We start from the raw sequence: 23,748 nt of genomic DNA on the forward strand, positions 1-23,748 counted from the left end.
TTGATTAAAGAAAGGTATTTATGAGTTTTCTAAAAAATAAAAAGGTACTTATTTTAGGTTTATTGAGTGATAGGTCTATTGCTTATGGCATTGCAAAAAGTATGAGAGAGCAAGGTGCAGAGCTAGCATTTACTTATCAAATGGAAAAACATAAAGGTCGAGTTGAAAAATTGGCAAGTGCTTTTGATTCAACTATTGTTTTGCCATGTGATGTCTCCTCAGATGACGATATAAATCAACTATTCCCCCTGCTCTCTGAGCATTGGAAGACCTTTGACATCATCGTACATTCCATTGCATTCGTTCCAAGAGATGCGCTGACAGGCGACTTTGTTGAGTCCACTTCAAGAGAAAACTTTAAGATTGCACACGATGTCAGTTCATACAGCTTTACTGCATTAGCAAAAGCCGCCCTACCTTTTTTAAATCAAAATGCCAGTCTTCTGACAGTGAGTTATCTTGGCGCTGAAAGAACTATGCCTAATTATAATGTGATGGGGTTAGCAAAGGCGAGCCTAGAGGCGAACGTAAGATATATGGCACATAGTTTAGGTGAAAAAAATATAAGGGTGAATGCGGTTTCTGCTGGCCCAATTAAAACTCTTGCAGCTTCAGGTATCGCTAATTTCGATAAAATGTATGACTTTAACCAAAGGCATGCAGCGCTAAAAAGAAATGTGACCACAGATGAAGTAGGAAACGTTGCAGCATTTTTGTGCAGTGATCTGGCGTCTGGCGTTACTGGAGAAATTACCTATGTCGATGGTGGGATGAACATTACTGCTGCAGGTACGGTCGAGGACTAATTTCTGTATTGAATAACCTGTGGGTTATATTCGATATCCGCCATCGCCCTTAAGTCATCAACATAGGCGTTATCAATTGCATCTTTCAGAGCAGCCACATATTCATCACGGTATATATCAACTGATAGATTATCAGTTACTTCATCACTGATAACATCGTTTAATCTAACAATGATATATTCATCACTTGCAGGGTCATAAATGCCTTCATATGAAGGCAAATTTTCTTGGTTCATGCTAAATATTGCTCTAACAATGGGTTTAGAGATACCTTGTGGATCAACTTTATCTATAACAAGCTCATCAATCCATTCCGCTTTTTTAGTATTTGATTCTAATTTTTCAATCATTTCTTCTCCATCGGAGATCAATAATTTTTGAGCATTACTCTTGGTCAAAAACTCTTTTATTTCATCTTTTGCATCATCAAGTGTCCTTGGAGCGCTCGGCTTAAAGTCTATCACTTGTGCGGATATTAAATTATTTGGAGAAACTTCAATTGCATTAATATTAGTCTTTTGCTCAATAGCCTCTGGATCAAATACAGCTTGCGCAAAGGCTTCATTATTAAAAAATTTTGTCGCTGTATCGAGGGATAACCATTGACTCTCTTGGATAGTCAGGTCAAATCTATCGGCTGCAGGTTGAAGTGAGTCTGATTTTTCATAAATTAAGTTAGCAAATTCCTCAGCGCCTTCTGCATAAATTTGTTGGGCTTTTGAATATAAAATCTCACCCTTAATTTGCGCTTTTACCGAGTCGAAGGTTACCTCATCTCCTTTTATATCAGTTAATGCAATGATATGAAAACCAAACTGGGTTTTAACTAATGAAGACACATCGCCTACTTTCATATCAAACACTGTTTCATCAAACTCTTTGACCATCATACCTCTTGAAAAAAATCCAAGGTCTCCACCTTTTTTAGCAGATTCTGTATCCTTTGAATATTCTTTCGCCAAATCATCAAATTTCTTGGGAGATTTTACAACTTCTTCCCTAACTGATTCAGCTAATTTTTTTACATCTGCAACTTCGCCCTCTGTCATACCTGAATCTGTTAAAAATAAAATATGCTTAGCGCGCCTTTGTTGAGAACCTTCAAATTGAGCTTTATTTTCTTCAAAATATTGTTTAACTTCATCATCCGTAATCTTAACTTTGGGCAGTATCTCTGCAACAGAATAGAGTAAGAAATTAACCTTTACCTGATCAGGCATGATGAAATTGTTAGGGTTGGCTTCGTAATATTCTTTAATCTCTTCATCGGTGACATTGACTTTTTTAAGGTAATCATCAAGTCTGAGTTCAAGCATGCTTACATCTCTTTTTTGGTAGGCTAAGTTGACAAGTTTTTGAATTTTTTCTTTAGTCACAAAGGCATATTTATTCATACTATCTTTGACTTGTTGTTTTGCCAGATCCTTTCGAATAAGTTCATCAAGCTTCTTAGGTGTTAAATTTTGTCTCATTGCTAAATTATCATAAGCCTCTTGATCAAACTTTCCATTTCTTTGAAAGCCAGGCATTCCGAGAATATATTGGCTGAGCTGGTTGTCACTGATAACGAAGTTAGCCCTAACTGCTTCTTGCGCCACTAATTTGGAAGCTATCATTCCATCAAGAACACTTTTTCTAAATTCAGCAGTTTCAAAGATGGCAGGGTCAGGGGGGGTGTTTTGATTAAGAAACTGGTCTTTCACACGATTGAGAGCATTCTGATAGCTCTGAATTGTGATTGATTCACCATTGACCTTAGCGGCATAAACGTCGTCACCTATAGAACTGAGGTACGAATCAATACCAAAGAGTGCAAAAGGAATAATTATTATTACAAGGACGATTTTAGCAAATTTCGACTGTGTATTGTTTCGTATTTTATCTAACATGTTTTATTTTTTTTTAAACTAATTTAATTGACTTTTTTTACCCATTAAAGTTCTTAAATCAAATCGTAAGCTACTTTATGCAGCTTACGAAATCGATGGCGGAGTGGACGGGACTCGAACCCGCGACCCCCGGCGTGACAGGCCGGTATTCTAACCAACTGAACTACCACTCCTAAACTGGTGGGTGCTACAGGGTTCGAACCTGTGACATTCGCCTTGTAAGGGCGACGCTCTACCAACTGAGCTAAGCACCCAAATTGTCAAATTTGAGCTCGGCAATTTTACAATAAAGTTAACAACAATGCTAGCAAAATGCAGACTAACTAATGAGCGATTGGCTTATCAATTTCAACAAACTTCTTTTCGGCTCCATGGCTTGTTTTAGATTTACCTTTTTTCTTACTTGGTTGTCTTGTCAAAGCTAATTCAATAACCTGATCAATCCATCTGACCGGAATTATTTTTAATGAATCTTTCACATCAGAAGGAACATCCACTAAATCTTTCAGGTTTTGCTCTGGTATTAAAATCTTTTTAAGATTACCTCTATGCGCTGCTAATAGCTTTTCCTTCAAACCACCGATAGCAAGGACCTCGCCCCTTAATGTTATCTCACCCGTCATAGCAACATCATTAAACACAGGAATGTTTGTTAAACTTGATATTATCGCTGTTGTAATACCAATACCAGCACTTGGTCCGTCTTTTGGGGTAGCCCCTTCTGGGAAATGAATATGTATATCTTTTGTTTCATAAAAATCACTATCAATACCAAGGACATCTGCCCTACTTCTAACAACGCTCATCGCTGCATGAATGGATTCTTGCATTACATCTCCAAGCTTACCCGTAATAATTGTTTTTCCTTTTCCTGGAACAACTACCGTTTCAATGGTTAATAATTCTCCGCCCACCTGGGTCCATGCAAGCCCTGTTACTTGACCAATTTGATTCTTTTTACTAGCCAGCCCAATATCAAAAATCTTAACACCTAGGTAATCTTGTAAGTTTTTGTTACTAACATTGATTGATTTAGTTTTTTTATCTGTAAGTAATTTTTTTACAGCTTTTCTACATATTTTAGATAATTCTTGCTCAAGTTTCCTTACTCCAGCCTCCCTCGAGTAATACTGGATGATATCCTTGATTGCCTTACCGGTAACTTTCATTTCTGATTTTTTTAAGCCATGCGCCTTTAATTGCTTAGGAAGAAGATGTTTATCGGCAATACTTGCCTTTTCTGCTTCGGTGTAGCCGGGCAGCCTGATTATTTCCATTCGATCAAGAAGTGGCTCAGGTATATTCATTGAATTTGCAGTTGCTACAAACATCACATTCGATAAATCATATTCAATTTCAGCATAGTGATCATTGAATGTGTGGTTTTGTTCTGGGTCAAGTACCTCAAGTAATGCCGATGAAGGGTCACCTCTAAAATCCTGGCCCATTTTATCGACTTCATCAAGCAAAAAAAGTGGGTTAGTCACTCCTGACTTTGTCATGTTCTGTAAAATCTTACCTGGCATTGAACCAATATAAGTTCTTCTATGACCCCTTATTTCAGCCTCATCTCTGACACCACCGAGTGCCATTCGTATAAATTTTCGGTTTACTGCCTGTGCAATACTCTGACCTAATGATGTTTTTCCAACTCCAGGAGGTCCAACAAGACACAAAATAGGTGCTTTTAGTTTATCCACTCTTTGCTGGACAGCGAGGTACTCAATAATGCGCTCCTTCACCTTATCAAGACCATAATGGTCATTATCTAAAGTAATTTCAGCATTACCTAGATCATGGTTAATTTTTGTGCTTTTATTCCATGGGAGGTTAACAATTGTTTCAATATATGTTCTCACAACAGAAGCTTCAGCAGACATTGGTGACATCATTTTTAGCTTTTTAAGTTCTGATAAACATTTATCCTTAGCGTCGCTCGACATGTCAGTGTTATTAATTTTATCTTGCAGCTCATCAAATTCTGCACCTTCTTCTGAATCACCTAGCTCTTTCTGAATAGCTTTAACCTGTTCGTTTAAATAATATTCCCGTTGTGACTTCTCCATTTGTTTCTTAACTCGACCTCTAATTTTTTTCTCAACTTGAAGAATATCAATTTCAGCCTCCATGAGCTCTAAAAGAAGATTTAGGCGATTTTTTACTTCGAATGTTTCTAATATTTTCTGTTTCTCAGATAGTTTCAATGAAAGGTTGGCTGCTATTGAATCAGCTAATCTTCCTGGCTCTGTAATCGATGTCAGAGATGATAAAATTTCTGGTGGAATCTTTTTATTAAGCTTTACGTACTGGTCAAATTGAGAAAAAACTGACCTCATGAAAGCTTTTGTATTTTTATCCTTTGGCTCTCTTGTTTTTACGATAGATGCTTCTGCTGTTAAATAATCACTCGTTTGTGTTATTTTTTTTATGTTCGCTCTTTCAAGCCCTTCAACTAAAACCTTGACAGTTCCATCAGGTAATTTAAGGGTTTGAATAATTGTCGCAAGCGTCCCAATTTTATATAAATCTTTAGCTTTCGGTTCATCCTGATTTGCAGATTTCTGTGCGACTAGAAGTATTTTTTTATCGCCATTATTTGCCTTTTCAATAGCAGAAATGGATTTGTCTCTTCCAACAAACAGTGGTATCACCAAATGTGGATAAACAACAACATCTCGTAAAGGAAGCATTGGGAATGATTTATTCATATTTTTCTACTATTCTCTCAGTGTTGAACACTATAAATTATGGTGATGATTTTTATAATATCAAGTTTATTGAATATTTAAACTGCGCTGTTACTTTTCTTCTCTTCTGAGTATACGAAATAAGGTTTTGTTTTATCCTTAATTGATGCACTATCTATAACAACCGTTTTTAGGTTTCTTACGCCAGGTAACTCAAACATCACTTCTTTAAGTGACTCTTCCATAATAGACCTCAAACCTCTAGCCCCTGTTCTCCTGATGATTGCCTGTGAAGCAATTTCATCAATTGCATCAGGTCTAAATTCAAGATCAACGCCCTCCATATGGAATAATTTTTTAAATTGTTTTGTTAATGCATTCTTAGGTTCTGTGAGAATCTTAACAAGCGCCTCTTTATCAAGGGACTGAAGTGATGCTATCACTGGGAGACGACCAATAAATTCAGGAATTAAACCAAACTTTATAAGATCTTCAGGCTCAACATTGGCGATTATTTTTCCAATTTCTTTACTCTCATCCTCACCATGAACCTCTGCACCAAAACCTATGCTATTTTTTTCAGTTCTCTGTTGTATTATTTTTTCCAGCCCATCAAAAGCCCCTCCACAAATAAACAAGATATTGGTTGTATCTAGCTGAACAAATTCTTGGTTAGGATGTTTTCTTCCACCTTGGGGTGGGATTGATGCAACTGTTCCCTCAATCAGCTTTAGTAAAGCTTGTTGTACACCCTCTCCAGACACATCTCTTGTAATCGATGGGTTTTCACTCTTTCTTGATATTTTGTCCACCTCATCTACATAGATGATTCCTTTTTGTGCCCTTTCGACATCGTAATCGCATTTCTGAAGAAGTTTTTGCATTACATTTTCCACATCTTCTCCAACGTAACCAGCCTCAGTTAAAGTGGTGGCATCGGCCATCACAAAGGGGACATCAAGAAGCTCTGCAAGGGTCTGGGCTAAAAGAGTCTTCCCTGAACCAGTAGGTCCAATAAAAAGGACATTGCTCTTTGAAATAACGACAGGATCTTCGTTATCTTGACCTACTGAACTTAATCTTTTGTAATGATTATAAACGGCAACGGCTAAGCTTTTTTTGGCCTCATCTTGGCCTATGATATGTTCGCTTAGTTTGGAGAAAATTTCCTTAGGGGTGTATCGTTTTTTTTCTTTCTTACTTTTAATTGAATCAGCATCAATATCACTTTCTTCAACAATAATGTCGTTACAAAGATCAACACATTCGTCGCAGATAAAAACAGAAGGACCAGCAATTAATTTTTTAACCTCTGTCTGATTTTTCCCACAGAATGAACATAACAATGTTTTTTCTTTAGAGTCTTCAGCCATTTTAATCTTATTTTAAATTTGACCTGCTATTAATAACCTTATCCACAATTCCATAGGCGACAGCATCCTCTGAGCTCATAAAATTATCTCGATCAGTATCTTCAGCTATTTTTTTAACGGATTGCTTTGTATGGTTAGCTAATATGTCATTGAGCTTAGATTTTAAATAAAGAATTTCTTTTGCGTGTATCTCAATATCAGATGCCTGACCTTGAAACCCTCCTAGGGGCTGATGAATCATTACACGAGAGTTAGTCAAACAAAATCTTTTATTTTTAGCACCTGCAGTAAGAAGTAACGCGCCCATACTAGCTGCTTGGCCAATACATAGGGTGCTAACGTCAGGCTTTATAAATTGCATGGTGTCATAGATAGCCATCCCTGCAGTCACTGAACCACCTGGTGAATTAATATAAAGTGAAATATCTTTATCTGGGTTTTCTGCCTCTAAAAATAAAAGTTGAGCTACTACGACATTCGCCATAATGTCATCTATGGGGCCGACCAAAAAAATCACTCTCTCCTTGAGAAGTCGAGAATAAATATCATACGCTCTTTCACCACGGCCACTTTGCTCAACAACCATAGGTATATACCCAAGATTGTTTGCTGAAAACTTACTTATTGAATCGGTAGTTTTAACCATTAGGTTGAATCTCCATAAGCTCATCAAGTGATAAGGTTTTCTTTGTTATCTTGCATTGTGAAGTAATCCAATCAACCACGTTATCTTCAGTAGCTAGTGCTGCTGGCTCACTTAATCTTTGCTTGTCCTCATAAAACCATTTAACGGCTTTTTCAGGGTCATCATAATTTCCTGCAAAACTTTTAACTTCTTCTTTAATTTGCTCTTCAGTTGCTTGAAGTTTATTCTTATCAACAACTTTAGCTAAAACTAATCGCAATGTAGTAGTCTCTTTTGCTCTACCTTCGAACATTTCAGGTTGAAAGTTAATATCTTTGGCATTACCACCTTGCCTTTCAATATTTTGTTGCATAGTCTGCATCATACGATTGATTTCCATACTAACTAGGGACTTAGGAAGCTCTATTTTTGCATGCTTGACTAATTCAGCGAAGATTTGCCTCTTAAGTGCAGCTTTCTTTCTAACACTAACTTCATCAAGTAAAGAATTCTTAATTTCTGTATTCATCTGCTTGATATCACCCGACTCAACACCAAGGCTCTTTGCAAACTCTGCATCAATTTTTGGCAATATCGGCTCATCAACACTAACCATTTTTATGTGGTACTTGACGGCCTTGTTGGCAAGTTGAGCAGGCTCATGATCTTTCGGATAATTTACATCAAAATCTTTCTCTTCATTTTCCTTTAGCCCAATAATTTGTTGATCTATTTCTTTCACCCTTTTTGGGTCACCTAAAATAAATTCAATGTTTTCTTTTCCGGTATCCTCAATTTTTTCACCATCAATAAAAGATTCCATCTTAATGCTAACTTTGTCTCCCAACTTTGATGCTCTTTTTACAGATTTGAAAGTACTTCTTTGTTTGGCGATTGTGTCTATTGTTTTCTTAACATCCTTTTCATTTACATCAGCTTCATAATCAGTAACGCTGATTTTTTTCACATCGATGTCTTTCACTTCTGGAAATATCTCAAATGTAGCAGTGAACTCGAAATCATCATCAATGTTTGAAAGAGGTTCATGCTGGATATCAGGCATGCCTGCAACCTGTATTTTGTTTTCTTCTATTACACTTCCAAATCTCTCTTCAATGGCTTTTGAATAAACTTCTGTTTTGATGTCAGGGCCATATTGTCTCTTAATGATGCTCAAGGGTACTTTTCCTGGCCTAAACCCTTGGACACGCGCTGTTTTAGTAAGCTGCTGAAAACGTTGGTTTATTTGATCTTGTAAGGGAGCAACAGGCACCATGACCTTTACTCTTCTTTCAATATTGCTTATTTTTTCTAATGCTTCTGCCATTAAATAATTCCTAAAAATTGGTGCGAAAGGAGAGACTCGAACTCTCACGCCTTGCGGCGCTGGTACCTAAAACCAGTGCGTCTACCAATTCCGCCACTCTCGCTTGTTCTAGTAAACGTACAACTATAATAAGCGCGTATTATAGCAGTTTAGTCAAAATTGGTACCGAAAAATTCAATCTAAATTATTACTTGGTAGTTGATGATTAATTACATTAAAATTGCTAGATATTATTTCACAATCAAAATTAATTAAAAAAAAATGAATATCGGGATTTCACCAATTTTAAAAAATTTATTAGTCCCATTTTTATTTTTTTTAACCTCATGCAGCTTTATCGACTATCAAGAAAAACCGCTTGATATCAACGAAGTCCACCAAAAAAATAAACAAGTAAACTTTAATGATTCAGACTTCATAGCCTACTTAGAAAAAAATAACTTCGATAAAGCAAATATTCCATTTAAGAGCTGGGGGATTGATGAGCTTTTAATTGCGCAAAAGTACTTTAACCCGCAGTTAAAGACAGCTGACTTAGAACTCAAATACATCGAAAGCAACGAAAAAATTGCCTCGCTTCGACCCCTATCCTCATTAGGAGCTAAGTATGAAAGAGGTGATGTTGGTGATCCAAGTGAAAACTTTTTCAAATTTGACTATACATTTACCTACGAAACTGCCAACAAAAGACTAATTAGATATGAGCTCGCATTCAATGAAACTCAGTTGGCGCTTCTTGATAAAGAGTTAATACATTGGAAGTTACGAGGTAATCTGATTGAAAGCCTTACTCAATACATAAATAATCAAAATTTAATTCAAATACTTAAAAATAAAATACGACTTCAGCAGTCCATCGTTTTCATGGTACAAAAAAGGCTTAATTTTGGCCTAGTTTCAAAAATAGATTTATCAAGAGAAAAAATAAAATTCAACTCTATAAAAAAAGAATTAATGAAACATCAAAATTTACAACTAAACATTACAAAAAATATGGCCACGCTTGTTGGTTTTAGCCTTGAACAATTTAACCTGCTAGCTATAGATATTAAAAAAACAAAGAAGAAATTAACCTCAAGTCTAACAGAGTATTTTGCAAATATTGACCAAACTAAAATGCATTCAACCGCCTTACTAAATAGGATAGATTTAAGACAAAAGCTGGCGAACTACGCAATTGCTGAGGCTAATCTTAAGTTAGAAATTTCGAAGCAATATCCTGATATGACATTTACACCTGCCTATATTTACGACTTTGGTTATAATGTATGGGGGTTAGGTATCCAAACACTTTTAAAGACTCCCGAGAGAAATAAAGCTTTCATTGATCGTGCAACAATATTTCGAGAGTTAGAAGCAAGTAAGGTAGAAAATTTTGAGCTCGAGGTTAACAATCAGGTAGAGGAACTATCTTTGTCCATACAAAAAAATAAAGAGCATGAATCGGTAGTCAAACAGTCTTTAGTCTCAAAAAACATACTAATCAATCAGCTACAAGAAAGATTCGATCAAGGACAAATTGATAGAATGGAACTTGAGAAAGAAATGTTTGCTTTACTTGATATTGATTTAGAACTTAATAGAGCGAACAACGCCTCAATTAAGTTAGGCCTTCTAGCCGAACGGGTTCTCCAGGATCAGATATTTCCAACTTCTATTTACTATGGCCCATGAAAAATAAAACAACAATTGTCATAGTTGCTCAAGTAATAATAATAATAATTCTAATCTGGGTAATAGTCTTATTGGGGAATAAAAATATTACCGGCATTCAATCCGATGAAGATGAAGCTGATGAAGAAATTATTATCGACTACACAACAGTTGTTGATGGTATCAAGCAGATTCAATTACCCACTTCCGTTGAAACAAACAGCAACATTCAATACGAAAAAATAAAAAAAACCCAAATAAATCAAAAAAAACTTAACTATGGCATGGTTCAAAATTTGGGCCCATTAATTAGCAAAAGAACAAACCTTGCGAGGGTAAACCATCAAAGTAAAAAGGTAAGAAATAAAATTCGTATTCAAAAGAAACAATTAGAGGCCTTAAGGGCACTTAATGAAGACAACAAAAATATTTCAGATCTTACAATCAGCAAAAAAGAAATCGAGATTAGTGATTTAGAAAATCAGTTAAATATATATATGAACGAAAAGACAGGCATTTTGAGCTCAATTAGGCAGGAGTGGGGTGATTTTTTTGTCAGAGCCACTAAAAATAAAAATGATCCATTAAACAAAATTTTAAAAAATAAGAACCAATTGATTAGTTTGTCTATTACCCAGAGCAATCGTGAAGAATTACCGCCTCAAAAAATTGTGATAATGCCTTCTATATCGAGCGCACCAGAGATTAAAGGAGAATTTCTTTCATCTGCCCCGATGGTAAATCCATCAATCGTAGGCAAAAATTTTTTCTACGTTACAGACAACAATAAATTGAAAATTGGTGAAAGGATATCTGCTTATGTATCACAACCTAATAATCAAAAAAATTATCTTCTCGTACCAAACTCCTCGGTGGTATGGAGTAATGGGCAACCATGGGCATATATCCGAATTAAATCAAATGGTAATTTTGAAAGACGTTCACTCCAAGGTATGCGCGAGGCTGAGAATGGCTCCGAGAATGGATGGATTGTCCCAAAAGGAAAAATTAACGTTGATGATGAAATAGTAACGAATGGTGCACAATTACTTCTTTCAGAAGAGTTTAAGTATCAGATTAAAAACGAAAACGAGGATTAGGTCGTAAGATGGGATCAATTATTCGTTTTTCTATACGTCATCCTGGCGTCATAATTGGTCTAGCTTTCATTATCATAGCCTATGGTATTCATCAGATAAAACAAAGTCCACTGAATGTTTTTCCAGAATTCTCCCCTACTCAAGTAATTATTCAAACAGAGGCCCCTGGATTCTCATCTAATTTAGTTGAGACGCTTGTATCTAAGCCAATTGAACAAGCTATATCAGGAACGATTGGTATTAAACAAACCCGATCACAATCTATTCCTGGACTCTCTGTTGTGACGGTCATCTTTGATGAAAGTACCGATATTCATAAAAATAGACAAGCTGTCTCGGAAAGCCTTTCAAAACTGATCAGATCAATGCCCAACGGCGTTATTCCAACTATTGCCCCCCTCACCTCATCAGCCTCAAGCGTTCTTGGTATAGGTATTTATTCAAACGATAAAACATTGACAGAGCTGCGAACGGTTGCTGAAACACTCATAATACCTCAACTTATGTCAGTTTCTGGGGTTGCCGATGTAAATCGGTTCGGTGGAAAAGTGAAACAAATTCATATAGAAATAATCCCTAAAAAACTCTATCAATATAATATTTCCATAGGTGAAATTCTTAAAGCTGTCGAAAATTCCACACTTGTTGTAGGTGGAGGATTTATCGAAAATGCTAATCAAAGATTAATTATAAACACTGAAGGACAGTCAAAGACGCTGGGTGAAATTGAAATCGCTCCAATTAAAACTATTAATAATAGTGTCATTAAGATAAGGGATGTTGCAGTTGTTAAGGAAAGCTTTGAGCCATCCATAAGTGCGGCATCAATCAATGGGAATCCCGGCGTTTATTTATCAGTTCAAGGTCAATTAAATGCTGATACTTATAAATTAACTCAAGAACTAGAAAGCGCTCTAACACTAATTGAGCCTTTACTTAAAGACCAAAATATCGAAATTATTCCTGATTTATTTAAACCTTCCAACTTTATTGATGCCTCGATAAAAGGCTTGAGGATTGATATTATTATTGGGGCTTTTTTTGTAATTTCTATCCTATACCTTTTTCTGTTTAACCTAAAAACAGCATTTATCTCGGCTGTTGCTATACCACTATCACTTTTATCGGCAATCTCGGTCATGAGTTATTTTGAATTTGGTCTCAACGTTATGGTCATCAGCGGCCTGGCAATAGCATTGGGTGAAGTCGTGGATGATGCAATTATTGATGTGGAGAATATTTTTAGGAGAATGCGACAAAATAAAGAAAAAAAACAACCCCTCCCCCTCTATCAGGTTGTTTTTAACTCTTCAATGGAGGTAAGAAAATCAGTTGTTTTTGCAACCGTTATTATTGTTCTTGTTTTTGTTCCATTATTATCGCTATCAGGCGTAGCAGGAAAGCTTTTTGGTCCGCTGGCAATTGCATATATTTCATCAATTACAGCCTCTCTTTTTGTTGCCCTAACCATCACGCCTGCATTGTGTTATTTGATGATTGGTTATTCGGACATAAGGACTGAAGATTCACCTGTTGTTAAGTTTTTAAAGGGTAAATATGAAACCATTCTATTGCTAATCGAAAAGCAGTCTAAGTTAATTATTATTTCATCTCTATTAGTTATTGCCATTGGCTTATCATTTTTACCGTTTCTCAAGACACAATTCATTCCTCCCCTGCACGAAGGCCATTTCATAATGCATATGACCTCATTTCCTGGCACTTCTGAAAAGGAATCAATACGCGTTGGTAATCTAGTAACAAAAAAATTGGAATCTATTCAGGGCATAAAATCGATTGCACAATGGGTTGGTCGCTCTCCCTTGGGTGCCGATACATTTGGAACGCATTACAGTGAATTTGAAATTGAATTAGATGAGGGCTTAGGCGGTCCCGAACAAGATCATATTTTAGAGAAAATAAAATCATTACTTCATGGAGGCGAGGATCAAGAGCTTGATGCAGGTTTTGTGGGAGTAAATTTTGCTATTAACACCTTTCTTACGGAAAGAATTGAGGAGACCATTTCTGGATATAATGCATCCGTAGTAATAAACCTATTTGGAGATAATTTAGATTTAATTGACAGGGACGCCGCATTAATAAGTTCAACATTAAATTCTATTGATGGAATCAGAGACATCACCCTCCAATCACCACCAGGATCACCAGAAGTCTTTATAAAACTTAGATCACAGAAGATGAGCTCACTTGGAATAAATAAGGCAGATGTCTTAAAGTTTATCAGAGCGGCTTATGATAACTATCCCGTCACAAAAATTTATAATGGCATTATCCCCACAACAATTGCTGTCACGCTTAATAAGGAATCGAGAGATGACATTCTTGATATTAGGGAATTACCAATCATGAATGCTCAAAATCAAATAATAAAACTATCTGAAATTGCTGATATATCTCAAAAAAATGGCCGCTCAAAAATTCTGCACCAAAATGGTAAAAGAGTACAAACGGTAACTGCAAATATAGGTGATGTTGATATTGATATATTTACTGAAAACCTGCATAAAAAATTAAAAGAATTAACACTCAATACAGGCAATTACTATGAAATTACAGGATCTGCACAAGAAAATATGCAGGCAAGAAATGAGCTTATTACACAGTCTCTTCTGGCTGGAGGTGCAGTTCTGCTTTTACTTTATATTGCTTTTGGTTCTTTCACTAACTTATGTCTAACAGTTTTAAATCTTCCTTTTGCGTTAATTGGTGGTGTTTTAGCTGCCTCTTTTACAGGAGGATGGATTTCCATTGGGTCTCTTGTTGGGTTTGTAACATTATTTGGAATCACCCTAAGAAATACAATTATGTTGATATCTCATTACCAATTCTTGATTAATGAGGAGAATTGTACCTGGAATCTGGAGACATCTATAAGAGGAGCAAAGGAAAGACTACCATCTATATTAATGACAGCGCTTGTTGCGGGTTTAGCATTAACTCCCATCGCATTTGGTTCTGATCAACCAGGAAAGGAAATTGAGGGGCCAATGGCCATGATAATTATAGGGGGCTTATTTACCTCAACTATCCTTAATCTTCTAATACTCCCAACCATACTCTTAAATTATGGCTCATTTAAAAAATTAATTCAGAGATAGAATTAAGTTTTCAATCTTATTGGCCAGATCAATATCTTTATCTGTAATTGCATTTTTATCATGTGTTAAGAGCTTAACTGAAATGCCTTTGTATCCAATCTCCATATCTGGATGATGGTTGGCATCTTCCGCAAGACTCCATATATCGTTAACCACTCCCCCTAAGTCGGTCGAAATATCTCTTGATATCCAGCGATGAATTCCATCATCTGACAATGTCCAATTTAAGAGCTCCTCTTTGAATTTTTTTTCTATCTCACCTGAAATTTCAATCATCTTGTTCCCCTTTAAAAAAATTAATGGTTTTTTTTATATTCTTGACCTTATCTTCAATTTCTTGATATTCATCATGATCATTTGATGCAATTGTGAGTGCGCCTCCAGAATAAAAATATAACTCATCTTCTTTGCGAAATAAGCTCCTAATTGCAATATTACTGTCCATAGATCGATTAAAGCTAAAATAAACCACAGAGCCACAATAAAGCTCTCTGTTGTGTTCTTCGAGTTCATCTATAATTTCCATCGCTCTTATTTTTGGTGCCCCTGTAATTGAGCCACCTGGAAAAGAACTTGAAAAAAGTTTAATCATACTTGAATCAGTTTTAAGCTTACCCGAAATAGTGCTTACCAAATGATGGACATTTGGATAGGATTCTAATTCAAACAATTCCTTCACCTTAATCGACCCGATATCGCAATCTTTACTTAGATCATTCCTTAAGAGATCAACTATCATTAAATTTTCTGATTGATCTTTGATTGATTTCTTCAGTGCTTCAGCATTTTTTTTATCCTGGTAAGGATCTTTATCTCTTCTTTTTGTGCCCTTTATTGGTCTAGTGACAACATCATCATCTCTGACTTGGATAAATCTCTCTGGTGAGCCTGATAAGATCTCAAAGTCCGTAAAATCTAAAAAAGCCATATATCTTGATTTATTTAAGTTTCTGAAAATCTTATAAAATTGCCAACTATCCCCATCAACTTTTGCTTTATATTGTTTAGATAAGTTGATTTGGTAACAATCGCCCTCTTTTAAAAACTCCATCACAGAGTCAAATTTTTTACGATAAGCTTCGAAAGATAAATTATCATCAATAATACCTGTTACTTTAAAGTCATTTCTGTTATTAGTTTTAAGCGAACTAAATAATTTAATATAAGTAGGCCAATTTTTACTTGTATCTTTATCAGCGTTTGTTGTCACTAAATATGCCTCTTGAAGAAAGTGATCAATTACTAACCCCCAGTCATAAATTCCCATTGCGAATTTAGGTAACACAGAATTATTTTTCGCCTCAGCCATCAACTCATAGGAGCAATAACCTATTGCGCCACCAATAAATGGTATTTCTGAATGTGGTGTTGCGAATTGATTGATATATTCTTCAACTATCTTTAAGCCATCTTCCTCTGAGGTATAACTCTTATTTTTTTCTTGAATATTAATATGATTAGAATCTGAACTAATTTTTACGAATGGGTCCGCTGAAATTATGTCATAACGTGCGTATGGGCTTTTTTCCCGGTCTGCTTGGTAGCAACTATCAAAAAAAACAGGCCAGTCTAGGTGTCTAATTTGTTCGTAATAAGCAGTTGTATCTAGATTGTAAGGAATTTTTTTGATGTTCATAAAAATTATTATCCAGCAAAAATCATTTTATGTATAAGAAAAAAAAGACACCGAAGTGTCTTCTTTTAATAACGTCTAAATTAAATAACTATTCAAGGTTAGCATGAATAGCTCTCATTCCTTCTTCAGTAAGATCTTTATCAAAAACAATCTCACCAATAATAGCTTCAAGGTAAACCAGCGTAGAAAGCTCAAATGAGGTACCCATTGGTAGGCCTTTTGTTAGAGCAAATACTTCATCATTGCCCATTTTTAAGGTTAAATCAGCTAAATCAGCCATCGCAGAGGAAGCTTTCATAGAGACAACAGCAATTTTTGCTCCCTTAGATTTTGCAGTTTCAAGGGTAGGAAGGAGTGTTTTAGTTCCACCAGACCCAGAAATTACGATATATAAATCTCCTTCCTTCAGGGCGGGTGTCACAATTTCTCCAACCATACTCACACTATATCCACAATGAACTAGCCTCATAGCCAAAAAACTCGATACCAGTTTTGATCGTCCAGCGCCTGCAACAAAAATATGTCCTGCTTGGTCAATTAGCTTTTTTAGTTCTGCAGATTGATTTTTATCTGTAGAATCTAAAACAGCAGCAATTTTATCTACAATTAATTTTTGTGTATCCATATCAACATTTACTCCTCATCATTATTTATACTTACATAATACCAAAAAAAAACCCGGCATTTAATCCGGGTTTTCTAGTTATACATTCTATTGTTACTGATTAGTGAGCAATAGCTGTAATTTCTGAAGCAGCTGCAGCAGGATCAGCAGCGCCATAAATAGCAGCACCGGCAACAATAATTGCAGCGCCTGCATCTTTAACTTCTTGTGCTGTAGCAGCTTTAACACCACCAGCAACTGAAATTTTAGCACCAGTATTTAGTGCAGCAATTGAAGCAAGATCCGCAAAAGGTGTATGACCAGCAGCTTGTGCATCAAGACCAGTATGAACACCGATGATATCTGCACCAGCAGCAACAGCTTCTTTTGCTAATGATTCTTTATCATCAACGTTAATCATGTCAACCTGACATTCTTTACCGTATTTCTTAGCTGCAGCGATAACGCCTTTAATTGTTGCAATACCTGAAGCACCTAGAACTGTACAGATATCAGCACCTGCTTTGTAGAAAGGTTCTGCCTCATATTCACCAGCGTCCATTGTTTTTAAGTCAACAAGGATAAGGTTGTTTGGAAATTTTGCTTTTAGTGTTTCAAGCAGTTTAATACCGTTATGTTTGATACAAGGTGTACCAATTTCTAAGATGTCAACGTGAGGAGCAACTGTTTCAGCTAGTGCTACCGTTGCGTCAAAATCTAATGAATCTAGTGCCATTTGTGTTAATGCCATGGTTTAATCTCCCATATTTAAAATTACTTTATTAATAAACATCTACGCTAAAAACTCGTAAAACTTTTTTTCTCATTTAGGTCGAGTAGACCGAGGATAATATAACTTCAGTGAAATATTGTCAATCAAAGAAGCTTTATCGCTTAAAGTTTTTGACTTAAAGCATCCTCTAGTTTATTTTGATCAATCACAAAATTTCTAATGCCTTCAGAAAGCTTCTCAGTTGCCATTGCATCTTCATTATGATCAAATCTAAATTGGTCCTCTTCAAGTTTAGAAGGCTTCTCTTTAGTGGAACCATTGTCTTTAAGGTATTGAGGTAAATCCCCCTCTGTTGCTGCTAACTCTTCGATTAATGCAGGACCTATCGTTAATCGATCACAGCCAGATAAAGCTGTAATTTCACCAATATTTCTAAATGATGCACCCATTACGACTGTTTTAAATCCGTGTTCTTTATACCAACTATAAATTTTTCGTACTGAAACCACACCTGGGTCAGTTTCAGAAGTATATTCCTCACCTGTACTTGCTTTGTACCAATCTAAAATTCTTCCAACAAAAGGAGATATTAAGAATACACCAGCCTCAGCACAAGCTCTCGCTTGAGCAAAACTAAATAATAACGTTAGGTTACAGTTAATTCCTTCTTTTTCTAATATTTCACCTGCTTTAATACCCTCCCACGTAGAAGCTAACTTAACTAAAACTCTATCCTTTGTTAATCCAGCCTCCTCATATAATGAAATAATTTTTCTACCTTTAGCTACCATCTTGTCAACATTAAAAGATAGGCTTGCATCAACTTCTGTAGAGATTCTTCCAGGGATATGTTTTGAAATTTCTAAACCAACAAGAACGGCAAGCTTATCTGCAGCATCTTCAATTTGTTGTGCTTTATCAGAACTTTTACCTTTTGCATAGGTGATAGCTTCCTCAATCATAGGCTCACATTGCGGTAGTTTGCTTGCTTTCAATAGTAAAGACGGGTTGGTTGTAGCATCGACAGGTTTTAAAGACTTAATTGCGTCCACCTCTCCTGTATCCGCAACAATTGTTGTCATTGTTTTAAGTTGTTCAAGTAATGAAGCCATTAATTTCTCCGTATTTTTTAAATTAAGTATATTTTAATAAAGTCTTAGTTTAGTTTTAAACCTTATGACTTGGGTTGGACATTTTAACAAAAATTAACAAATAACAACAATTTTTTCTTCAATGCCATTGAGACAGTCATTATCAATTTATTTTTATATTTAACCTTACAATACGTTTAAGTCGACAAGCAATCATATAATATGGCAGAATTACGTTCTTTATATATTTACTATTAAATTAAGCATAACAAGTAATTAAATAATAACTATCCCAAAGGTATCCCATGACACAGAGTGTAATTTCATTCGAAGAGCTAAGAAATAAGGATGTAGGCATTGTAGGTGGCAAAAATGCCTCTCTCGGTGAAATGATTTCTCAACTAAAGACTAAGGGTGTAAGGGTTCCAACTGGATTTGCCACCACCGCAGATGCTTTCAACGAATTCTTAACTCAAGATCAGCTGGGAAAGAGGATTGAACAGGAGCTTGAAGATCTAGACATTAATGACGTCCTAAAGCTTGCGCAAAGTGGTAAAAAAATTAGAAAATGGATTCTGGATACGCCCTTCTCAAGTGATTTTGAGGATAGCATTAAAAATCATTATGAAAGTCTAATTAAAAGATCACCGAAAGGCACAACATTTGCGGTGCGTTCTTCAGCGACTGCAGAAGATTTACCAGATGCGTCCTTTGCTGGACAGCAAGAGAGCTTTTTAAATATCCATGGATTAGAAAATATTAAGCAAGCAATTAGAGAGGTATTTGCCTCCCTCTATAATGATCGTGCAATTTCATACAGGGTACATAAAAACTTTATTCATTCAGATGTGGCAATCTCTGCTGGTGTCCAGCAGATGGTCAGAAGTGATATGGGCTCATCTGGGGTGATGTTTACCATTGACACAGAATCTGGTTTTAAAGATGTTATTTTCATCACTTCCTCATATGGCCTTGGTGAGACAGTTGTTCAAGGATCAGTTAATCCAGATGAATTTTATGTCCATAAGGCACTTTTAAAATTAGGTAAGAATGCCATCGTAAGAAAGTCTATTGGGTCAAAGAAGATTAAAATGGTATTTAGTGAGGACACCAAAGCTGGACTTAGCACAAGCACTGTTGATGTAGTAGAAAATCTAGCAAATCAATTTAGCATCAATGATAATGACGTATCGGAATTAGCTAATTACGCAATGATAATTGAATCTCATTATGGCTGTCCAATGGATATCGAATGGGGCAAGAATGGACTAGATGGTAAGTTATATATACTCCAAGCGAGACCTGAAACTGTAAAATCTCAACATCAAAATACGACAGAGACATACAAACTTAAAGAATCAAGCAAAGCGCTCGTTGCAGGAAGAGCGGTGACACAAAAAATTGGAATAGGTCCCGTTAGAATAGTAAAAGACCCATCAGAAATGCATACCGTTCAGCCAGGTGATGTTCTGGTAGCCGACATGACTGACCCGAATTGGGAGCCAGTGATGAAAAGAGCCTCGGCTTTGGTCACAAACCGTGGCGGTCGAACGTGCCATGCCGCTATTATTGCTAGAGAGCTTGGAATTCCCGCAATTGTTGGCAGCGTAAATGCAACAGAGATTCTTACAGAACAGGATACAGTGACAGTTTCATGTTCTGAAGGTGAAACAGGAATTGTCTATCAAGGAAAATTAGATTATGAAATTAAGGTTCAAGAGGATGGGGATTTACCAAAATTACCAATAAAACTCATGATGAATGTTGGTAACCCAGATATGGCTTTTACATTTGCCCAAATCCCTAATGATGGAGTTGGTCTCGCAAGGCTGGAATTTGTTATTAACAACATGATTGGAATTCACCCCAAAGCGATATTAAATTATGAGGCTATGCCAGAGGATATTCAAAAGACTATTAACTATAAGTTTAAGGGCTATTCATCACCAAAAGAATTTTATGTAAACAAGGTGACTGAGGGTGTAGCTACAATTGCATCTGCCTTTTATCCTAAGCCCGTGATTGTAAGGATGTCAGATTTCAAGTCAAATGAATATAAAAAATTAGTTGCTGGAGATATTTACGAGCCTGATGAAGAAAATCCAATGATTGGTTTCAGAGGGGCAGCAAGATACATATCTGATCAATTTAAAGATTGTTTTAAACTCGAATGCGAGGCTATGTTAAAAGCAAGAAATGAGATGGGTCTTACTAATATCGAACTAATGATCCCTTTTGTCAGGACTCTCAAAGAGGCCGAAGCAGTCATTGATGTTCTTGAACAGAATGGTCTTAAGCGAGGAGAGAATGGATTAAGGTTAATTATGATGTGTGAAGTCCCCTCAAATGCTATTTTGGCTAAAGAGTTCCTAAAATATTTTGATGGATTTTCAATTGGTTCTAATGATTTAACTCAACTGACCTTAGGAACTGATAGAGACTCAGGCATACTAGCCGATGGTTTTGATGAGAGAGATCCCGCTGTTATGAAACTCATTGAATTGGCGATAGAGGGAGCAAAGGCAAGTAAAAGTTACGTAGGTATTTGTGGGCAAGGCCCATCTGATCACCCTGATTTTGCTAAGTGGCTATTGGAACAAAAAATGGATTCAATGTCATTAAATCCTGATACAGTAATAAGCACATGGAAAAGTTTAAGCAAAAAATAAATGGCAAAAAATAAAAGGACAGCTTTTTTTATATCAGATGGAACTGGTATTACGGCTGGATCTTTAGGAGGGTTGTTGGCGCACTTCCCAGAAACTGAGTTTGATCAAATTAGGATTCCTTTTACAGACTCAATTGAAAAAGTTGAGGATGCTCAAAAAAGAGTTGCTAATATTAAAATGATGACTGGATCAAGGCCTATCGTCATCATGTCTATCGGAAATGAAATCCTAAGGAACGAATTAAAAGCTGTAGATGCATATTATATTGATCTGTTTGATTCATTTATTCATCCGTTGGGGGTGGAACTTAATGAACCAGCATTAACAAGGCCCGGTGTTTCTCATAGCATTAAAACAAATCAATACGGCTCAAGGATGGAGGCAATAAATTTTGCATTGGGCCATGATGATGGCATGACACATACTGGATTAAATCAGGCACAAGTTATACTTGTAGGTGTCTCTCGAAGCGGTAAAACACCTACCAGCATTTATCTTGCAATGCAGTTTGGTATCAAGGCTGCAAACTATCCTTTAATACCTGAGGATTTTGAAAGAGGAAAATTACCCCCTATCTTGGAAGGATATCTTGATAAAATTTTTGGACTTACTATCAAATCTGAAAGGCTACATTCACTCAGAAGTGAAAGGAGGCCAGACAGTTCTTACGCATCATTATCTAATTGCAGACATGAAATAGGTCAAGCCGAAGACTTAATGAAAAAGGTAGGAATCCCTACAGCCGACTCAACATCAAAATCAGTTGAGGAGCTCTCCGCAATCATCATACAATTTATGAAACACTAATTTTCAAAATAAGGTTCAAGTATCCCCATAATATCAGCAGATTCAGGGCCTACAGTACTAGGGAAAACAAAAGCTGATTCAGCATTTGGCATTACAATATATTTATAAAAATTCCACATAGGCGCTTCGCCAGTCATTTGTTTTAAATTTTTATATACAGGATTCACATTGGGTCCAACGACACTTGATTTACTCATCATTGGAAAATCAACCGCGTATGTTAATTTACAAAAATCTTGAATCTCTTTATCAGTTTTAAATTCTTGATTGAAGTCATTCGAAGGAAAGCCAACCACTAGCATTTCATTGCTATGTTCTTTATATAACTTCTCTAAGCCTTCGAACTGGGAAGTAAAACCACATTTACTAGCTGTATTCACAAATAAAATAGGTTTGTCCTGATACTCGCACAAGTTAAATTTCTTACCTTGTAAAGTCTTTAAATCTTGATTGTAAAAATCCATACAAGCAGAATACACTGGGCCAGTAAAAAAGATAAATAAAAAAAGAGCTGCTATTGCTATATTATTATGTAATTTTTTTTGCAAAACGAACCTCATTTCCTAAAGTGTTAATAAAATTATTTTTTTATTTTACGCCATTTCCATGGAGCAATTGGTTTTTTTTCGCCCCAAAGTCCTAACTCATTTTTCTTGGCATTAAACTCTGCTTCATTGTATGTTTTTCTATCTAATGAGCTTTGTTGTTTTTGATATCTTTTGAAATGCCAGGCATACCCATTTGATACTTGTGCTAGGTTTATATCCCGTCCATCTAATATTACCTTAGCTAAAACCCTGTTATATCTATCAATAGAATAAAGATTTCCATTATCAGGTTTTGATTTTAACAACACCCACTTATTGATTAACATCTCAGTAAGCTTATAGGTAGAAGCCAAGCCATATGGTTGATTTTTCTCAGGAGCATCAATGCCGGTCAATCTAACCTTAAACTTTTTACCAGCTTTATTTACAACATGAACTGTATCCCCATCAACAACTCGCAGAACTTTTGCGGTAAAATCAGCTCTTAAAGAGGAAATACTTAGGATAATAATAATGACAAATGCATTCGTAAAAAAAGTTACACTTTTCATATCAACTCTCTTTTTATCAAACTTGTTATATGCTGCGAGCCTTCAGTACTTCGTCAACCAACCTATCAATCAAACACTTACCTCGGCCTATTCTTATTATAATTACCAACCATCACAAATGATGGACAAGGCAATTGAAAGCTTACCCGAATACTCAAATATAAAAAAATGTTCCACAAACAATATTACAGATGCCATTATTATTCTCAAACCAATTTTATCTTACCAAGCACAAAGTACTATTTTGTATGGTGATTTACACGTAAAAGTCTATCAATCAAAATCTAATAATGAGACAAATCCAGATAATTTTATAAAAAAAATGAAATTATCTCTATGGAAGGTTGTTAAATTTGACAAAGTTACGATGGATTATTATATAAACGAAATTTATACAGAACTTCTCAAAAAGTTAACATCAGAAATTGATAGTCTTAAAATAGATAAAAATTATCCGACGAATGGGTCTTACTGCGACTTATTAGGCACTATTAATAAATCAAATATTAATCTTAATTACTAATTTT

Annotated in this window: 19 protein-coding genes and 3 tRNA genes; 7 read left to right on the top strand and 15 right to left on the bottom strand. The window is 35.8% G+C overall.

The genetic code is table 11. The features are described from left to right. Window positions 1-20 precede the first annotated feature (20 nt). Window positions 21-806: an enoyl-ACP reductase gene (locus K6112_01360; protein ID QZP18030.1), complete on the top strand. Its 786-nt coding sequence runs from the start codon at window positions 21-23 to the stop codon at window positions 804-806. Here K6112_01360 and K6112_01365 read toward each other — a convergent pair. The 8 genes from K6112_01365 to K6112_01400 form a co-directional block, all read right to left on the bottom strand. Continuing rightward, the gene (locus K6112_01365) at window positions 803-2,695 is read right to left on the bottom strand and encodes a SurA N-terminal domain-containing protein (GenBank protein QZP18031.1); all 1,893 of its coding nucleotides are present in this window, start codon (window positions 2,693-2,695) and stop codon (window positions 803-805) included. The genes K6112_01360 and K6112_01365 overlap by 4 nt on opposite strands. A gap of 96 nt (window positions 2,696-2,791) precedes the next feature. Then, a tRNA-Asp gene (locus tag K6112_01370) sits at window positions 2,792-2,868 on the bottom strand. 5 nt (window positions 2,869-2,873) lie between these two features. After that, a tRNA-Val gene (locus tag K6112_01375) sits at window positions 2,874-2,949 on the bottom strand. A gap of 69 nt (window positions 2,950-3,018) precedes the next feature. After that, complete coding sequence (gene lon / locus K6112_01380; protein ID QZP18032.1) at window positions 3,019-5,403, bottom strand: endopeptidase La; 2,385 nt, start codon at window positions 5,401-5,403, stop codon at window positions 3,019-3,021. Window positions 5,404-5,480: 77 nt separating this feature from the next. Further along, window positions 5,481-6,755 carry an ATP-dependent Clp protease ATP-binding subunit ClpX gene (gene clpX, locus K6112_01385; GenBank protein ID QZP18033.1) on the bottom strand — a complete coding sequence of 425 codons (1,275 nt, stop codon included), beginning with the start codon at window positions 6,753-6,755 and terminating at the stop codon, window positions 5,481-5,483. 7 nt (window positions 6,756-6,762) lie between these two features. Then, window positions 6,763-7,401, bottom strand: coding sequence for an ATP-dependent Clp endopeptidase proteolytic subunit ClpP (clpP, locus tag K6112_01390; GenBank protein ID QZP18034.1), 639 nt, complete (start codon window positions 7,399-7,401; stop codon window positions 6,763-6,765). After that, a complete protein-coding gene (gene tig / locus K6112_01395; protein ID QZP18035.1) occupies window positions 7,394-8,707 on the bottom strand; it encodes a trigger factor in 1,314 nt (437 codons plus the stop codon). Before tig ends, clpP begins: the two co-directional genes overlap by 8 nt. A gap of 18 nt (window positions 8,708-8,725) precedes the next feature. Beyond that, window positions 8,726-8,810, bottom strand: a tRNA-Leu gene (locus K6112_01400). Between the two features lie 158 nt (window positions 8,811-8,968). On the opposite strand from K6112_01400, the gene K6112_01405 reads away from it, so the two are divergent. The 3 genes from K6112_01405 to K6112_01415 are packed head-to-tail and all read left to right on the top strand — an operon-like array spanning window position 8,969 to window position 14,582. Next, window positions 8,969-10,381 carry a TolC family protein gene (locus K6112_01405; protein QZP18036.1) on the top strand — a complete coding sequence of 471 codons (1,413 nt, stop codon included), beginning with the start codon at window positions 8,969-8,971 and terminating at the stop codon, window positions 10,379-10,381. After that, window positions 10,378-11,460: a hypothetical protein gene (locus tag K6112_01410; GenBank protein QZP18037.1), complete on the top strand. Its 1,083-nt coding sequence runs from the start codon at window positions 10,378-10,380 to the stop codon at window positions 11,458-11,460. The genes K6112_01405 and K6112_01410 overlap by 4 nt, the downstream gene beginning before the upstream one ends. 8 nt (window positions 11,461-11,468) lie before the next feature. Then, entirely contained in the window at window positions 11,469-14,582 is a 3,114-nt protein-coding gene (locus K6112_01415; GenBank protein ID QZP18038.1) for an efflux RND transporter permease subunit, read from the top strand. Here the strand turns inward: K6112_01415 and K6112_01420 are convergent. The 5 genes from K6112_01420 to tal all read right to left on the bottom strand — a co-directional run bounded on the left by K6112_01420 (window position 14,568) and on the right by tal (window position 18,667). Continuing rightward, a complete protein-coding gene (locus tag K6112_01420) occupies window positions 14,568-14,858 on the bottom strand; it encodes a 4a-hydroxytetrahydrobiopterin dehydratase (protein ID QZP18039.1) in 291 nt (96 codons plus the stop codon). The two genes, K6112_01415 and K6112_01420, sit on opposite strands and share 15 nt — an antisense overlap. Continuing rightward, window positions 14,851-16,218: an aminodeoxychorismate synthase component I gene (gene pabB, locus K6112_01425; GenBank protein ID QZP18040.1), complete on the bottom strand. Its 1,368-nt coding sequence runs from the start codon at window positions 16,216-16,218 to the stop codon at window positions 14,851-14,853. The genes K6112_01420 and pabB overlap by 8 nt, the downstream gene beginning before the upstream one ends. Window positions 16,219-16,306: 88 nt before the next feature. Further along, on the bottom strand, window positions 16,307-16,843 hold the full coding sequence (locus K6112_01430) for an SIS domain-containing protein (GenBank protein QZP18041.1): 537 nt from the start codon (window positions 16,841-16,843) through the stop codon (window positions 16,307-16,309). A gap of 100 nt (window positions 16,844-16,943) precedes the next feature. Next, the gene (gene hxlA / locus K6112_01435; protein ID QZP18042.1) at window positions 16,944-17,573 is read right to left on the bottom strand and encodes a 3-hexulose-6-phosphate synthase; all 630 of its coding nucleotides are present in this window, start codon (window positions 17,571-17,573) and stop codon (window positions 16,944-16,946) included. Between the two features lie 143 nt (window positions 17,574-17,716). Continuing rightward, on the bottom strand, window positions 17,717-18,667 hold the full coding sequence (gene tal / locus K6112_01440) for a transaldolase (GenBank protein ID QZP18043.1): 951 nt from the start codon (window positions 18,665-18,667) through the stop codon (window positions 17,717-17,719). 284 nt (window positions 18,668-18,951) lie between these two features. On the opposite strand from tal, the gene ppsA reads away from it, so the two are divergent. Beyond that, the gene (gene ppsA, locus K6112_01445; GenBank protein QZP18044.1) at window positions 18,952-21,315 is read left to right on the top strand and encodes a phosphoenolpyruvate synthase; all 2,364 of its coding nucleotides are present in this window, start codon (window positions 18,952-18,954) and stop codon (window positions 21,313-21,315) included. Next, window positions 21,316-22,122 (top strand): kinase/pyrophosphorylase, encoded by an 807-nt coding sequence (locus K6112_01450; GenBank protein ID QZP18045.1) that lies wholly within the window; start codon window positions 21,316-21,318, stop codon window positions 22,120-22,122. Here K6112_01450 and K6112_01455 read toward each other — a convergent pair. Further along, window positions 22,119-22,586: a glutathione peroxidase gene (locus K6112_01455; protein ID QZP18448.1), complete on the bottom strand. Its 468-nt coding sequence runs from the start codon at window positions 22,584-22,586 to the stop codon at window positions 22,119-22,121. The two genes, K6112_01450 and K6112_01455, sit on opposite strands and share 4 nt — an antisense overlap. A 116-nt stretch (window positions 22,587-22,702) precedes the next feature. Beyond that, window positions 22,703-23,221: a thermonuclease family protein gene (locus K6112_01460; GenBank protein QZP18046.1), complete on the bottom strand. Its 519-nt coding sequence runs from the start codon at window positions 23,219-23,221 to the stop codon at window positions 22,703-22,705. Here K6112_01460 and K6112_01465 point away from each other — a divergent pair. Next, window positions 23,184-23,744, top strand: coding sequence for a hypothetical protein (locus K6112_01465; protein QZP18047.1), 561 nt, complete (start codon window positions 23,184-23,186; stop codon window positions 23,742-23,744). The genes K6112_01460 and K6112_01465 overlap by 38 nt on opposite strands. Window positions 23,745-23,748: the final 4 nt, after the last annotated feature.

Source organism: Methylophilales bacterium, from assembly GCA_019823025.1.
Taxonomy (GTDB): domain Bacteria; phylum Pseudomonadota; class Gammaproteobacteria; order Burkholderiales; family Methylophilaceae; genus BACL14.

What these genes read in the sequence shown, in the direction of transcription:
- K6112_01360 (QZP18030.1), top strand. Translation starts at nt 21, where the DNA reads ATGAGTTTTCTAAAAAATAAAAAGGTACTTATTTTAGGTTTATTGAGT.
- K6112_01365 (QZP18031.1), bottom strand. Translation starts at nt 2,695, where the DNA reads ATGTTAGATAAAATACGAAACAATACACAGTCGAAATTTGCTAAAATC.
- lon (QZP18032.1), bottom strand. Translation starts at nt 5,403, where the DNA reads ATGAATAAATCATTCCCAATGCTTCCTTTACGAGATGTTGTTGTTTAT.
- clpX (QZP18033.1), bottom strand. Translation starts at nt 6,755, where the DNA reads ATGGCTGAAGACTCTAAAGAAAAAACATTGTTATGTTCATTCTGTGGG.
- clpP (QZP18034.1), bottom strand. Translation starts at nt 7,401, where the DNA reads ATGGTTAAAACTACCGATTCAATAAGTAAGTTTTCAGCAAACAATCTT.
- tig (QZP18035.1), bottom strand. Translation starts at nt 8,707, where the DNA reads ATGGCAGAAGCATTAGAAAAAATAAGCAATATTGAAAGAAGAGTAAAG.
- K6112_01405 (QZP18036.1), top strand. Translation starts at nt 8,969, where the DNA reads ATGAATATCGGGATTTCACCAATTTTAAAAAATTTATTAGTCCCATTT.
- K6112_01410 (QZP18037.1), top strand. Translation starts at nt 10,378, where the DNA reads ATGAAAAATAAAACAACAATTGTCATAGTTGCTCAAGTAATAATAATA.
- K6112_01415 (QZP18038.1), top strand. Translation starts at nt 11,469, where the DNA reads ATGGGATCAATTATTCGTTTTTCTATACGTCATCCTGGCGTCATAATT.
- K6112_01420 (QZP18039.1), bottom strand. Translation starts at nt 14,858, where the DNA reads ATGATTGAAATTTCAGGTGAGATAGAAAAAAAATTCAAAGAGGAGCTC.
- pabB (QZP18040.1), bottom strand. Translation starts at nt 16,218, where the DNA reads ATGAACATCAAAAAAATTCCTTACAATCTAGATACAACTGCTTATTAC.
- K6112_01430 (QZP18041.1), bottom strand. Translation starts at nt 16,843, where the DNA reads ATGGATACACAAAAATTAATTGTAGATAAAATTGCTGCTGTTTTAGAT.
- hxlA (QZP18042.1), bottom strand. Translation starts at nt 17,573, where the DNA reads ATGGCATTAACACAAATGGCACTAGATTCATTAGATTTTGACGCAACG.
- tal (QZP18043.1), bottom strand. Translation starts at nt 18,667, where the DNA reads ATGGCTTCATTACTTGAACAACTTAAAACAATGACAACAATTGTTGCG.
- ppsA (QZP18044.1), top strand. Translation starts at nt 18,952, where the DNA reads ATGACACAGAGTGTAATTTCATTCGAAGAGCTAAGAAATAAGGATGTA.
- K6112_01450 (QZP18045.1), top strand. Translation starts at nt 21,316, where the DNA reads ATGGCAAAAAATAAAAGGACAGCTTTTTTTATATCAGATGGAACTGGT.
- K6112_01455 (QZP18448.1), bottom strand. Translation starts at nt 22,586, where the DNA reads ATGGATTTTTACAATCAAGATTTAAAGACTTTACAAGGTAAGAAATTT.
- K6112_01465 (QZP18047.1), top strand. Translation starts at nt 23,184, where the DNA reads ATGACAAATGCATTCGTAAAAAAAGTTACACTTTTCATATCAACTCTC.
- K6112_01460 (QZP18046.1), bottom strand. Translation starts at nt 23,221, where the DNA reads ATGAAAAGTGTAACTTTTTTTACGAATGCATTTGTCATTATTATTATC.